Consider the following 14,183-nt stretch of genomic DNA (forward strand, 5'->3'; position numbering starts at 1 on the left):
ATACTACTCCGCCGATCGGATATTTTCATTATTTAGTTGCAGTTCTTGCGAATCCGCAATTCCTGTCAGACGCTCTGAACGGATCAATTCATTGACTTCTTGCTTAGCATCATCCAGCTCTGTCTTCTTTTCTTCAATCTGAGCATTAACAGTCGTTAGTTCACTCTGGACTTGCAAGAGCTTGGTCTGCATATAAACAACACTGATGGCTAATACAAGGGCTGTAATGGCAATCGAAAGGTAAAAAGCCTTCTCAACACGTGAAAATCTCTTGATACGAGCTTGCAGTAATTGGCTCGTCGTTTCTCTTTTTTCTACCATTTTATCCCCTTACTTATGAATTTTTCGAGCTACTCGTAGCTTGGCTGAGTGGGAACGATTATTGGCCTCCAACTCCTCCTTGCTTGGTAAAATCGGTTTGCGAGAGACTAATTCCATCTTGGGCTTAAGATCATCTGGAATAAAAGGCAAGCCTTTTGGTACTTCCACTGTTGAAGCCTCCTTGAACAATTGCTTGGTCAAGCGATCTTCCAGCGAATGAAAGGTAATGACTGAGATTCTTCCGTCCACTGCTAGTAATTCCATAGCTTGTTGGATGGACTCATCTGCAGCTCCTAATTCATCATTGACCTCAATACGGATGGCTTGGAAAATTTGCTTGGCCGGATGACCTTTTTTCTTGAGTTCCTTGGCAGGCTTAGCAGACTTGATAATCTCTGCTAATTCAGTCGTTGTCTCAATTGGTTTCAACTCACGCGCCTGTTCAATCTTCCGAGCGATCTGCTTGGAAAACTTGTCTTCTCCATATTTGAAAAAGATTCGTACCAAGTCATGATAGTCATAATGATTGACAACCTCATAAGCGGTCAAACTAGCTTCCTGGTTCATCCGCATATCCAGTGGCGCATCCTTTTTATAAGAAAAACCACGCTCACGCTGATCCAACTGCGGGCTAGAAACTCCCAAGTCATAACAAATACCATCAATCTCTTCTACACCTGCTTCCTGCAAACGTAGCTGCAAATGACGGAAGTTGTCCTTGATGAAGGTGACCATTCCTTTTTCGATATAAGGCGCCAGACGTTTTTGCGCATTGTCAATGGCATTCTGGTCCTGGTCAAAGGCATAGAGATGCCCCTTTTCACTTAATTTACTTAATAAATACTCGCTATGGCCTGCTCCACCCAAGGTCGCATCAACGTAAATACCGTCAGGTTTTACATCAAGCATATCAATGGTTTCATGGAGCATGACCGTTACATGATGAAATTCTTTAGTCATATCTTATCTATTTTACCACAATTCTGACTAGCTTGCACTCGCTAAAGAAAAAACCTTTCCTTACTACTTTATCACTTGTATTCAGCAGGCGACTCTGCTACCTGAGCTAGTTCTATACGCTCTTGGGGATTCAAGTGGTGATGAACAGCCTCTGCTACTGCTCTTGGTATACCAACTGCGACAATTTCATCCACACTGGCTTCCTTGATTTTTGTCAGAGATTTGAAATATTTCATCAAGTTCTGCTTGCGTTTTGGACCCAAGCCTTCAATTCCATCCAATTGAGAGGAGAAAGAATTTTTAGAGCGCAGTTGACGGTGGAAGGTGATCGCAAAGCGATGGACCTCATCCTGAATGCGTTGTAGGAGGAAAAATTCCTGCGAATTACGAGACAGCTCTACCACCTCAAGCGGATCTCCAAAGAGCAATTCATGGGTTTGGTGCTTGTCATTCTTTTGCAGACCTGCGATTGGAATATCTAACCCCAACTCTTCTTGAATAACCTGCTTAGCGATATTAACCTGACCTTGACCACCATCAATAACAATTAAGTCAGGCGGGGTCAAGCCATCACGTTGAACTCGACCATAGCGTCTGCGGATAACCTCTCGCATACTTGCGTAGTCATCTGGTCCAACAACTGTTTTTATCTTGTACTTGCGGTAATCCTTCTTGCTCGGTTTCCCATTGACAAAAACAACCATGGCAGAAACTGGACTAGTCCCCATGATATTGGAATTGTCAAAGGACTCGATGCGAACTGGGGTTGGAATTTGTAGCAAGCGCCCCAGATTTTCAATAGCCCCTTGTGTCTTCTCAAGTGATTTTTCTAGTAGGTTAAATTTTTGCTCCAAGCTTACACGCGCATTTTTGATAGCCAGATTAACCAGTTGTTTTTTCTCCCCACGTTGTGGTTTGAGAACCTTGGTATCCACCAAGGCTTTGACTGCCTCTTCATCAATATCCTGAGGAATCAAAATTTCATTGGGAACCAGATGAGATTTTTCTTGATAAAACTGCCCAACATAGGTCAGAAAATCTTCATCTGGATCATTGTAGTAAGGAAAAAGGTTGACATCACGCTCAATGAGCTTACCTTGGCGGACAAAGAATACCTGAACACACATCCAACCCTTATCCACGTAGTAACCAAAGACATCGCGATTTTGGAGATCCTTGGCCATAACCCGTTGCTTGGTCCGAAGTGTTCCAATGGCCTGAATCAGATCCCGATATTCAGCTGCACGTTCAAATTCCATACTCTGAGCTGCCACATTCATCTTTTCCTTGAGGTCATCGATGATTTTGTCATCCTGACCCTTTAGAAAATCTGAGACTTCTTGAGCCATGGCTTTAAAATAAGCCTCGTCTTTCTTACAGATGGTGTGAGCCACGCACTGCCCGATATGGTAATAAAAACAAACCTTCGATGGTGGATTAGTACACTTGCGAAAAGGGAAAATCCGATCCAGAAGTCGCTTGATTTCATTGGCCGCCCCCACATCCGGATAGGGTCCAAAATAGAGACCTCCGTCTTTCTTGACCTGACGGGTGATAATCAAGCGAGGATAGCGCTCATTGGTAATTTTGATGAAAGGATAGGACTTATCATCCTTGAGCATAATATTGTACTTGGGCTTGTTTTCCTTAATCAGGTTAATCTCCAAAAGGAGGGCTTCAATATTAGACTCCGTAACAATAAACTCAAAGTCCACAATTTCAGACACCAAGGCTTCTGTTTTGGTATCATGACTTCCACGGAAATAGGACCGTACACGATTGCGTAGATTTTTGGCCTTTCCTACATAGATAATCGTACCGTTTTTATCCTTGTGAATGTAACAACCAGGGCTGGTCGGCAAGAGCTCTAGTTTTGATTTAATCAAGTTATTCATAGTTCCATTATAGCAAAAAGCCCCCTTCATTGCTTACATCAAGGAGCTCTATTTTTCGTTTGAAAATCACTTATTCTCCAGACTCATATAGTTCTTGAACTGCTTGAACATCTTGAGCCTGAATACCATAATAAGAACCTGCTGGCTGCATGACTGACACTTCATTAGTATGCTCCAGCCCAATGGCATGTCCTAACTCATGCTCTGCTGTATGCAAGATGCGATCATAGGTATAGCCATAGTTTGGATTGGATAGATAATAATGATTCAAACGAACTGTTACTGAAGTAAATTGTTTGGTCAGGAGATTTGTCTGGCTCTCCGCCTCACCAGCAACAGATGTGGAACCATCATTCATTTCAGTCGCAAAAATAGTTGCTTGGTCAGGTTCTGTCACAACTACAAAATTAAAAGCGCCGGTCTGATTCCAGTTGGAAATAGCTTCAGCATAAGCTTTTTGGAAGGTTGCATCCATTTGGGGATCAATATAAATAGTCGCCTGTGCTTGGGGCCATTTTACTCCTGAATCTTGATGATGATCGGTCTGAGACAAGCCTTGCAACTTACCAGTTTCTTGCCATTGATGCCAACCTGCTTGACCAACTTGAACTAATTGTCCCGCTTGATTGAAGACACCAGATAAATCCCCCGTCACATACCAGAGAATCCCTAAAGCAATGAGAATTAAGACTACAAGAGTCCACACAAGGCGCCAGAACATGCGCCAAATTCCTAGTAACAATCGACATAGAACACGTATAATCCAGAACATGATTTCCCGCCTTTCTAAAAAAATAAGAATCCACCTTTAAACCATGGATTCCCATTCTAAAGATAGATTCCTTATTTTACTTTAGTAAGCTGAAAGAAAACTAAAACTAAGACAAGCGTTCTTCCAAAACAAAATCAATCGGCAGTGTAGCCAAAAACCGTTCCAATTGTTTTTCCCAATAATACCACTCATGGGTTCCTGCACTGTGGCTATAGGTCACATCAAAACCAAGTTTCTTGAGATTCTTCACCGCTAGGTTATTGGCAGCATACAAGAAATCTTGTTCGCCACACCAAACCCAAAGCTTGGTCTTCTTGTCTGACTTTTTAGCAAGGGTTTCAAGTGAATAAGGACTAGTTTCCCAGTTATCAAGCTTGCCAAAAACTCCTCGCCAGTAAGCAAGCGTTCCAAGATTTTGACTTTCTGGAGAAAACTCTTCGAAACTAAGAGCACCAGAAAAACTAGCTGCGTGTGAGAAACGATTGGTTGACAGAGCCAACTTGAAGGAACCGTAGCCTCCCATTGAAAGGCCAGCGATGAAAGTTTTTTCACGCTTGCTAGACATATTAGGGAAGAAACGTTTGAGTACTTTAGGCAGTTCTTCTGCTAGAGCTGTATAGTAGTTATAGCCATACTGAGTATCTGTATACCAACCGTTACTTGTATTAGGCATGATAACAATCAGATTGGTCCCTCGCACCAAGCGCTCTACATTGGTCCGTTTGAGCCAACTGTTGTGATTCCCTGACATCCCATGAAGGAGATAAAGAACAGGAATATCTGTAGAATCTGGCTCCTCAACCCGAGACGCATCAGGGTAGAGAACATTCACTCCCCACTCCATATCTAAAACTTCTGAGTAATACTCAATCTTCATTACTGCCATAACTTGCTCCTTATTCATTTAAGATAAGAAAAAGCCGAAACTCGACTTTCTCTTGCTATTTGATCCTATTTTGCTTCCATGACTACTGGTAAGATAGCTGGGCGACGCTTGGTTTGGTCAAAGAGGAACTTGGCCAAATTATCACGTACCTTACCTTTGAGTTCTGCCCAATCAAACTCTTCACCTTGTAGATAGTCTTCTACTGTTTGATTGACTAACTCTGTACTTTCGCGCAAGATATCACGGCTCTTCTTGAGATAGACAAATCCACGCGTGTGCACTCGAGCTTTAGCAATAATTTTCTTCTCGCGACGGTTAACAGTGATAGCCACGATGAAAATCCCATCTTCTGACAAGACCTTACGATCACGAAGAACGACATTCCCAACATCCCCAATGGCATTTCCGTCAATCAAAACATCTCCTGCGGTAACGGCACCAGATGGAACAAAGTCCCCATGCTCGTAAGACATAGTAGTCCCTTTTTTAGGGATAAAAATACGTTCTGGTAGCATACCAACTGCCATAGCAGCCTTAGCATGGGCATCCAACTCACGGTATTCTCCTTGGATTGGGAAAAGATACTGAGGTTGTAAGAGATTGATCATCAATTGCAAATCACGTGCATTCCCATGTCCTGACACACGCAAGCTATGAGTAATTGGCTTGACAACTCCACCTGCTTGGTAGACCATATTTTCTACACGTGCCATAACCGCTTCCTTGGCGATTGATGGTGTTGTAACGATATAAACTAGATCACCTTCTTTGATTTCAACATAACGGTGACGACCAATAGACATCTTGCGTAGGCCGTTAATTGGTTCACCCATACGTCCAGTTTCAAGAATGATCAACTCATGATCTTCAAAACGCGACATATCTTTTGGTTTAATCAAAAGATTTTCACTTGCTAGAGACAATTTTTTCAGACGAATCGCTGTACGGACGATATTTTCAATGTCAAATCCTGTCAAAACAACACGGCGTCCTGTCTCCGCAGCTGCGTCAAAAACTTGCTGGATACGAGAAAGGTTACTTGCAACTGCAGCAACGATGATGCGTCCATCCCAGTCAGAGATGGTTTGCGTGATTTCTACACCAACTTCATTTTCACTGGCTACTTGGATATTGCTATCTGCATTCGCAGAATCACTTAGAAGAGCCAGGACTCCTTCACGACCAATTTCGGCTAAACGTCCAAAGTCAGTGGCATAAGATTCACTAGCTGTTTGGTCAAACTTGAAATCTCCTGTATAGACGATGTTGCCTTCAGATGTTTTCAAAACCACACCCAAACTTTCTGGGATAGAGTGGGTTGTACGGAAAAAGGACACTATCGTTCCACCAAAATCAATCTCTGTATTTTCATCAATCACATGGAAATCATCAAATTTCTTGACACTGTCATTTCCCTTAACAAAGAGTTTAGCTAGTTCGATGGTCAACTCTGAGCCAAATACAGGAACCTTAGCTTCTGCCAAGAGATAAGGAAGGGCGCCAATCGCATCCGCATGCCCGTGTGTTAAGAAAACCCCAGCAATACGGTCGCTATTTTCAAACAAATAGTCCATATTTGGAATAACGACATCGACACCCAACTGTTCATTTTCAGGATATTTCAAACCTGCATCTAATACAAAAATCGAGTCGTTAATTTCTGCGATGTACATGTTTTTACCATTTTCACGTACACCCCCAAGTGTTGTTAATTTAATAGTATTCATTTTTCCTCCGAATAGTCACTTCAACTGTTTGTAGAGCTTTAAATGCTCTCTTTTTCTGAAAGTCCAATTCACTTTCAGCCGAATCTTTTCCATTCATTATACCATTTTTTTACTAATTTTCAAAATGAAGGTTTCCAGTTAAAGAACTATAAATAACTCTTCTCAAATGCACAAACAAGTGAGAACTACAAGCTCCTCAAAAGAATGTTTTCTGACTAGCTTCCTGTCACTCTTCAAATCTTTCCGCGACATTGAATAACACTTCGCAGTCACAGTAGGCTCCATTTGCTTCTAAAAAGTCTCTAACTGTTTCGACATCCACATTGTGCTCTTCTAGAAATGTTTGTGTTAATAAAAAATCTTCCTGACAAGCTTGATATTCAAGCTCTACATCCAAAAAGTCAAACAAGTCAAAAAAGAGCTCCCTTGACAGGGGCAAACTTTCTTCGAATTTTTGTCTTTCTTGCTTTTTATAGTCCGCTCGTAATCTCTTTTTCTTCAGCTTATCCATTTGACACCTCTAGACTTTCCTTTGACCAGTTTATCTGCCAACTAGTCCTCTTTCCTCATTATAACACAAAACCGACTCCAATTGGAGCTTATTCATGAATATAAAAAGAGTCAGCAAGCCAACTCTTTCTATCTCTATTCACTTTTTTCCATTAAGAAATCATAGATTTTCTGGACTGTTCCAAGCGCCATTATTTCTTGCTCCTTGACAGTTTGTTTCAGCTTTTGATAAATCTGACTCTCAGCTATATCACGCTTTTCAGCCTCTTTATTCACCCTCATGACACCATTTTCAATGGTCACAAAGCCAAGCTCTTCAAATATCTGAATCATTTTAACTAATAGAATTTGCTCAATCTTGAGATAGGCCGCCAAATCCTTGAGTTTATAGCGAATATCAAACTCTGGGAACTGATAGATAGTTTTATACAATTTTGTAAACTGCTCTCTTGTGCCATAGCCCGTCAAGTAGTAAGCCTTAGCTATATCATTTTTAAAGTAAAGAGCTGAAAATTCCTGCTCCTGACAGATTTTCTTAAGAAGGGATATATCCTCAGGGATATTCTTCACGACAATAGCTGGACAAGAGGTCACATCAGGTAACTCTTGCGTAAAGTCCAAAACAGGTACACCTTCTGGCAACAGGGCATTCTTACCACGGATGTTAAAGAGCTGGACACCTTCTACACGGGCGTCAATCATCATCAACTGCAAGGTGGTTTGTCCATTCCATTGGTTGACAGAGAGAGTCACCGCCAATTCCAATTGCTTGGTCTGTGAGAATTCAGTCGCCCATTTCCCTTGACCAAAAGCGACTACCTCAAAACTGGCCTCACCTTTGGAAATTTTCAGCTTGAGATGAGCATTACCAGCCCCCATAACGCGAGCATTTTCAACTTGAAAATTTCGAATATAGAAGACAGGTTTTTGGTTATCCATCCCAAAAGGAGCTAGACGTTCAAAACTTTTCACCGTCTCCAAACTCAAGGCCTCTAAGTCCAGTTCTTCGTCTAAAAATAGATTGTTTTTACCTTGGGCATCTGCACCTTTTTCTCGGATATAGGCTTCCAAAACATCAGACAAGACTTCCAACTTTTCCACTTCAAGAGTCATACCTGCAGCACCTGCGTGACCACCAAATGCGATAAACAGTTCTCGATGTGGGTCCAAGGCTTCAAAGATATCGACTGCTTCTATGCTTCTAGCACTCCCCTTGGCGCGTCCATCTTCGATATTCAAGACTATAACTGTCTGACCTAGTTCTTCAAGCAAACGCCCAGCTACAATTCCAAGAACTCCCGGATTCCAGCCTTCTTTAGCCAAAACTTGAACACTTTTATCAGGATCCACCATGCCCTTGGCTTCATCGTAAATGGACTGAACAATTTCCTTACGTTCTTCATTTTTCTGATGAATCAAAAGGGCGATTTCATGTACTTCCTCATCGTCAAATCCAGTCAACAAATCAATAGCTGGATTGGGATCATCCAAACGTCCTAGAGCATTTAAACGCGGTGCTAACTGAAAACCAACTGTCTCTTCTGTCACATCACTACTCGAAATCCCAGCGATTTCAAACATTTCTTGCAATCCCATTCGCTGAGTATTGCGCAAGACCTCAAGACCATATTGGACCATGATACGATTTTCGTCCGTCAAGCTGACCATGTCGGCAATTGTCCCAATTGCAACCAAGTCTAACAACTCGACCTGTACTTCTTCCAAAAGGGCACAAGCCAACTTAAAAGCGACCCCACAACCCGCCAAATACTTGAAAGGATAGTCCGCCCCTGGATGTTCAGGATGGATAATAGCATAGGCATCTGGTAAAACCTCAGGCATAGAATGGTGGTCGGTCACAATGACGTCCACTCCCATAGACTGAGCCAAATCAATGGCTTCATGCCCCGCCACACCATTGTCCACCGTCACAATCAAAGACACGCCCTGCTGTTCGATAAAATATTTGTAGACACTGGCATTTGGACCATAGCCGTCCGTAAAACGATTAGGAAGATAGACCAGGCACTCAGCGCCTAACTGTTCTAAACTTTCCTTAACAATGGAAGCCGAAGTCATCCCATCCGCATCGTAGTCCCCGTAAATAAGAATCAGTTCCCCTTGCTCAATAGCATAGCGAATCCGCTCCACTGCCTTTTTCATATCATTTAAAAGGTAGGGATCATGTAATTCCTCCAAAGAAGGTTCTAAAAATTTTTTCAGACTAGTTTCATCCTTGATGCCTCGTTCAAATAACAAACGAGCTACTTCAGGTCCCAAACCAGCTTTCTTAGCTATCTTTGTAAAATCCGCATCCTCAACTTGCGGAGCGAATTGCCAATTATAAGTAGGAATTATCAAAAAAATCATCCACTCTTTCTTACGATTCTATCTTTTTATTATAACATGATTTCCAGTTTTTCTCTTGATTTTCTTACTAAGTTAATGACTCTTCATCGTTCTAAACAACCACTTATAAAACATAGATATCCCAAAGTGTCATTCCTTTTTTTACTTGACTTTTGCAATTTCCCCTCAGATAAGGTATAATAATTGTATTGTCTTTTGGGGTCGTTACGGATTCGACAGGCATTATGAGGCATATTTTGCGACTCGTGTGGCGACGTAAACGCTCAGTTAAATATAACTGCAAAAAATAACACTTCTTACGCTCTAGCTGCCTAAAAACCAGCAGGCGTGACCCGATTTGGATCGCTCGTGTTCAATGACAGGTCTTATTATTAGCGAGATACGATCAAACTTTGTCTAGCAGTTTGATAAGAGATTGATAGACTCGCAGTTCCTAGGCTTGAGTTATGTGTCGAGGAGCTGTTAAAACAATACATAACCTATGGTTGTAGACAAATATGTTAGCAGGTGTTTGGACGTGGGTTCGACTCCCACCGGCTCCATTATATTTTAAAAAAGGCGGTGGGACAGAAATCGATAGACAAAGTCTCGATTTCGTAGTCCCAGCCCCGCGAGGATGATTAGGAGCTTTTTGGAGTCTAAAAGACAAACAAAAACTCCAATCAGCTACCGCGTCAAAGTTTGATTGTTAATAAAAAGTGAGGTCGGGATCTTTTTTATCCCAACCTCTTTTTTTGTTTGCCTAGTTTACAAGGCTCTATCTCCATATTTTAAAAATAAACAGTCACCTTTTATTTTTCGTAATCCTACTAATGATACTCGATAGGAATTTCTCCTCTTCAATTTCTTTATTTTTCTAGCATTTTAGAAATTTACTTTTTACCACTTTTCCATTAAGTAGACCAATCAACCAGCCAGCGCCTAAAGACGCTGGCTTTCACGTTGTTCAAGCCTTATTACTCTTGACTCGTCACTTGCCTCTTAAATAGGCGTGAGTATTACTTACCACTATCCCTAAAGGGATCCTCATTTTCTTTTACACTCAATTTATCTAGTACTATATCATGCTTTACTCGTTCTCAAATTTTCATACTCGTAAAGAAATCATCCACTGGATAATTTCTTTAATCTTGGATGTATTTCCTTATCGTGGCTTCATTAAGCCCTACTGTACTCACATAATAACCTTCTGCCCAGAAATGCCGGTTCCCAAACTTGTACTTGAGGTTGGCGTGTTTATCGAACATCATGAGTGCACTTTTGCCTTTTAAATACCCCATAAAACTTAAAACACTTATCCTTGGTGGAATACTTACTAGCATATGTACATGGTCTGGCATTAAGTGACCATCGATAATTTCAACTCTTTTATAACTACACAAGCGATGAAATATTTCTCCCAAACTACTTCGATATTGATTATAGATGACTTTTCGTCTATACTTAGAGGTGAACACAATGTGATAGAACACATCCACTTTGTGTGTGATAAACTATGAGACTTTTGTGCCATGGTTTTCTCCTTTCGCTTTACAATTGGCTTGAACACCTTTATTGTATCGCGTTTGGAGTTTTTTTGATATAACCTTCGACGCGCACCCGCATAGCGGGTGGTTTATTTTTCTCGCACCTCACGGAGCGAGACGGACTAATAGTCACATAATAAGAGAGTATTCACTCCATAAAAAAGAGAGAACATCTGTTCTCTCCAGTATATAAAATTATTTAGCTTCAAATCCTTCAGCAACTGCTTCCGCAAAGTTTTCTTCAACGATGCTTGCGCAGTGGTCACAGATGGTTGCATGGTAGCTGCGATCTGCAGTAGTTGGATCAATACGACGGCAACGGTCACATACTTCACCTGCAGCACGTTCAACTGTGAAGGCAACATCTTCGAAGCTTACGGCAGCTTCTGGAGCTGGTCCTTCTGCGATAGTCAATTCAGAGACAATCAAGAGTTGAGCTACATTGCTATCAACAGCTCCGAGAAGAGTTTTCACCACTTCATTTGGATAAACCGTCAAGTGAGCTTCAAGTGATTTACCGATGACTTTGGCATTACGCGCTTCTTCCAAGGCTTTTTGAGCTTGTCCACGGAAGTCCATGAAGGCAGCCCATGTGTCCAAGATTTCTTCTTGATTAGCAAATGTTTGAGCTTCTGGCAATTCTGACAATTGAACAAAGTCTTCCGCTTCAAACTCAAGATATGACCAGATTTCTTCCGCAGTGTGAGGAAGGATTGGTGTCAAGAGTTTGGTAATTTTTACAAGAATATCGTAGAAGACAGTTTGCATTTGACGGCGTTCAAGTGATTTTGCTCCTTCGATGTAGACAACGTCTTTGGCAAAATCAAGGTAGAAGGCTGACAAGTCAACGTTGATAAAGTTCACTAGTGCTTTATAGATTGTCAAAAATTCAAAGTCAGCATAAGCATCACGAATTGTTTTCACAAGCTGGTTAAAACGAATGGTCATATACTTGTCAACTGAACGAAGTTCTTCGTAAGCAACTGCATCCTCAGCTGGGTTAAAGTCAGATGTGTTAGCAATCAAGAAACGAAGAGTGTTACGGATCTTACGGTAAGTTTCAGAAACTTGGCTCAAGATATCCATTGAGATACGCACGTCATTGCTTGAGTCAACACTGGTTACCCAGAGACGCAAGATTTCCGCACCAAATTGTTTTTCAACATCACTTGGAGCAATGGTATTTCCAAGAGATTTAGACATCTTTTCACCTTTACCGTCAAGGGCAAAACCTTGTGACAAGATTTGTTTGTATGGTGCCACACCATGGTTAGCCACAGATGTGATAAGTGATGAGTTGAACCAACCACGATATTGGTCAGAACCTTCAAGGTAGAGGTCAGCTGGGTATTTGAGTTCTGGACGGTTAACCACTACTCCGTTCCATGATGAACCTGAGTCAAACCATACGTCCATGATGTCTGTTTCTTTCTTGAACTCTCCATTTGGTGAACCTGGATGGCTAAATCCTTCTGGTAAGAGGTCTTTAGCATCACGTTCCCACCAGATGATTGAACCATGCTCTTCAAAGAGTTGAGCTACATGTTCAATTGTTTCAGCTGTCATGATTGGTGTGCCGTCTTCTGCGTAGAAGATTGGAAGAGGAACTCCCCAAGCACGTTGACGTGAGATGACCCAGTCACCACGGTCACGGATCATGTTGTAAAGACGGACTTTACCCCATTCTGAATGGAATTTCACTTTTTCGATTTCATCTAAAATATCTTGACGGAATTTTGATACTGAAGCAAACCATTGTGGAACTGCACGCCAGATGATTGGTTTTTTAGTACGCCAGTCAAATGGGTATGAGTGAGAGATTTCTTCTTGAGCAAGAAGCAAATCACCAAGTTTTTCAATAACAGTTGGAACAACTTTGTCATAGAATTGGCCTTCAAACTCAGGACCTGCATTTTCCATCATAAGCCCGCGTTCGTTAACTGTCACAGCAACTTCGAGTCCGTTAGCAACACCGACATTGTAGTCATCCTCACCAAAACCTGGGGCTGTATGGACGATACCAGTACCTGAGTCTGTTGTAACGTGGTCACCAAGGATAACGAGTTCGTCAACAGCTGTATCCCATGGGTGCTCTGTCACGATGTGGTTCAATTCTGAACCACGGTATGTAGCCAAAACTTGAACATCCGCCCAACCGAATTTTTCAGACAAGCTGTTCAACAATTCAGCAGCAACCACAAACTTACGAGCTTCACCAGCAGGTTGAACCAAAACGTAATCAATATCCGCACCAACAGTCAAACCACGAGAAGCAGTGATGGTAAATGGAGTTGTTGTCCAAACAACGATGTAAGTATCAGTGTCTAGGACACCTTTACCATCTTTAACCTTATTGGCATAATAGAGTGATGTTGACACCAAGTCATGGTATTCAATTTCCGCTTCAGCAAGAGCTGACTCAGATGACCAAGACCAGTAAACTGGCTTAGCACCACGGTAGATGTAGCCCTTGTTAGCCATCTCACCGAAGACACGGATTTGCGCTGCTTCATAGTCAGGGGTCAAAGTTACATATGGATTTTCCCAGTCACCAGACACACCTAAACGTTTGAAGTCTTCGCGTTGTTTATCTACTTGAGAAAGAGCGTATTCACGGCAAAGTTTCAAGTATTCAACCAAATCCATCTCTTTGCGTTTGACACCTTGTTTTGCCAAAACTTGCTCGATTGGTAGTCCATGGGTATCCCAACCTGGGATGTATGGTGCGTAAAATCCTGACATAGATTTAGAACGAACAATGATATCTTTTGAAATCTTGTTCATGGCATGTCCTACGTGGATATTTCCATTGGCATATGGAGGCCCATCATGAAGAGTGAAGTGAGGTTTCCCTTCATTCAACTCTTGACGACGTTGGTAGAGTTTTGCTTCTTCCCACTCTTTTTGCCAGACTGGCTCTTTTGTAGGAAGGCCTGCACGCATTGGGAAGTCAGTTTTCCCAAGATTTAAAGTTTCTTTGAGTTTCATGATATCTCCTTTTTTATATAGACAAATTAAAAACCACGATTCGCTAAAAAGGACGAAAATCGTGGTACCACCTTTGTTCGGAAAAAGAACTAGTCTTCTTTCTCCCTCTTTTCCCGTAACGTGGGTAACGTCAAATCTTACTAACTTCAGACTTGATAACTTGAGAGGATAATCTAATCAACATGGATTGTAGGACTTCCACCATCTCCTACTCGCTGAAAATATGTT

Annotated in this window: 9 protein-coding genes, 1 other RNA gene and 1 pseudogene; 1 reads left to right on the forward strand and 10 read right to left on the reverse strand. The window is 41.7% G+C overall.

Translation table 11 applies throughout. The annotated features are described in order from the left end of the window. Positions 1 to 3: 3 nt before the first annotated feature. The 8 genes from ftsL to recJ form a co-directional block, all read right to left on the reverse strand. Positions 4 to 321 carry a cell division protein FtsL gene (gene ftsL, locus HMPREF1116_RS10320; protein ID WP_000229661.1) on the reverse strand — a complete coding sequence of 106 codons (318 nt, stop codon included), beginning with the start codon at positions 319 to 321 and terminating at the stop codon, positions 4 to 6. 9 nt (positions 322 to 330) lie between these two features. Beyond that, on the reverse strand, positions 331 to 1,281 hold the full coding sequence (gene rsmH / locus HMPREF1116_RS10325; protein ID WP_000159438.1) for a 16S rRNA (cytosine(1402)-N(4))-methyltransferase RsmH: 951 nt from the start codon (positions 1,279 to 1,281) through the stop codon (positions 331 to 333). A gap of 71 nt (positions 1,282 to 1,352) precedes the next feature. Then, complete coding sequence (gene uvrC, locus HMPREF1116_RS10330; protein ID WP_001061164.1) at positions 1,353 to 3,176, reverse strand: excinuclease ABC subunit UvrC; 1,824 nt, start codon at positions 3,174 to 3,176, stop codon at positions 1,353 to 1,355. A 70-nt stretch (positions 3,177 to 3,246) separates the two neighbouring features. Then, positions 3,247 to 3,948 carry a M57 family metalloprotease gene (locus HMPREF1116_RS10335; protein WP_025171303.1) on the reverse strand — a complete coding sequence of 234 codons (702 nt, stop codon included), beginning with the start codon at positions 3,946 to 3,948 and terminating at the stop codon, positions 3,247 to 3,249. A gap of 106 nt (positions 3,949 to 4,054) precedes the next feature. After that, positions 4,055 to 4,834, reverse strand: coding sequence for an alpha/beta hydrolase (locus tag HMPREF1116_RS10340; RefSeq protein ID WP_000280000.1), 780 nt, complete (start codon positions 4,832 to 4,834; stop codon positions 4,055 to 4,057). Between the two features lie 65 nt (positions 4,835 to 4,899). Further along, the gene (locus HMPREF1116_RS10345; protein ID WP_001092164.1) at positions 4,900 to 6,561 is read right to left on the reverse strand and encodes a ribonuclease J; all 1,662 of its coding nucleotides are present in this window, start codon (positions 6,559 to 6,561) and stop codon (positions 4,900 to 4,902) included. 226 nt (positions 6,562 to 6,787) lie between these two features. Beyond that, positions 6,788 to 7,072: a DUF2695 domain-containing protein gene (locus HMPREF1116_RS10350; RefSeq protein WP_000359372.1), complete on the reverse strand. Its 285-nt coding sequence runs from the start codon at positions 7,070 to 7,072 to the stop codon at positions 6,788 to 6,790. A gap of 134 nt (positions 7,073 to 7,206) precedes the next feature. Further along, on the reverse strand, positions 7,207 to 9,432 hold the full coding sequence (gene recJ / locus HMPREF1116_RS10355; protein ID WP_025171304.1) for a single-stranded-DNA-specific exonuclease RecJ: 2,226 nt from the start codon (positions 9,430 to 9,432) through the stop codon (positions 7,207 to 7,209). Between the two features lie 206 nt (positions 9,433 to 9,638). On the opposite strand from recJ, the gene ssrA reads away from it, so the two are divergent. Continuing rightward, positions 9,639 to 9,986: a transfer-messenger RNA gene (ssrA, locus tag HMPREF1116_RS11965) on the forward strand. A gap of 453 nt (positions 9,987 to 10,439) precedes the next feature. Here the strand turns inward: ssrA and tnpA are convergent. Both tnpA and ileS read right to left on the reverse strand, forming a co-directional pair. Continuing rightward, a pseudogene (gene tnpA, locus HMPREF1116_RS10360) lies at positions 10,440 to 10,954 on the reverse strand (IS200/IS605 family transposase). A gap of 208 nt (positions 10,955 to 11,162) precedes the next feature. Next, positions 11,163 to 13,955 (reverse strand): isoleucine--tRNA ligase, encoded by a 2,793-nt coding sequence (gene ileS / locus HMPREF1116_RS10370; RefSeq protein ID WP_000768138.1) that lies wholly within the window; start codon positions 13,953 to 13,955, stop codon positions 11,163 to 11,165. Positions 13,956 to 14,183: the final 228 nt, after the last annotated feature.

The organism is Streptococcus sp. SK140 (genome assembly GCF_000259525.1).
In the GTDB taxonomy this organism is placed as follows: Bacteria; Bacillota; Bacilli; order Lactobacillales; family Streptococcaceae; genus Streptococcus.

Bases quoted from the DNA above. Each gene is read 5' to 3' on its own strand.
- rsmH (WP_000159438.1), bottom strand. From the start codon at position 1,281: ATGACTAAAGAATTTCATCATGTAACGGTCATGCTCCATGAAACCATT.
- ftsL (WP_000229661.1), bottom strand. From the start codon at position 321: ATGGTAGAAAAAAGAGAAACGACGAGCCAATTACTGCAAGCTCGTATC.
- ileS (WP_000768138.1), bottom strand. From the start codon at position 13,955: ATGAAACTCAAAGAAACTTTAAATCTTGGGAAAACTGACTTCCCAATG.
- HMPREF1116_RS10350 (WP_000359372.1), bottom strand. From the start codon at position 7,072: ATGGATAAGCTGAAGAAAAAGAGATTACGAGCGGACTATAAAAAGCAA.
- HMPREF1116_RS10345 (WP_001092164.1), bottom strand. From the start codon at position 6,561: ATGAATACTATTAAATTAACAACACTTGGGGGTGTACGTGAAAATGGT.
- HMPREF1116_RS10335 (WP_025171303.1), bottom strand. From the start codon at position 3,948: ATGTTCTGGATTATACGTGTTCTATGTCGATTGTTACTAGGAATTTGG.
- uvrC (WP_001061164.1), bottom strand. From the start codon at position 3,176: ATGAATAACTTGATTAAATCAAAACTAGAGCTCTTGCCGACCAGCCCT.
- HMPREF1116_RS10340 (WP_000280000.1), bottom strand. From the start codon at position 4,834: ATGGCAGTAATGAAGATTGAGTATTACTCAGAAGTTTTAGATATGGAG.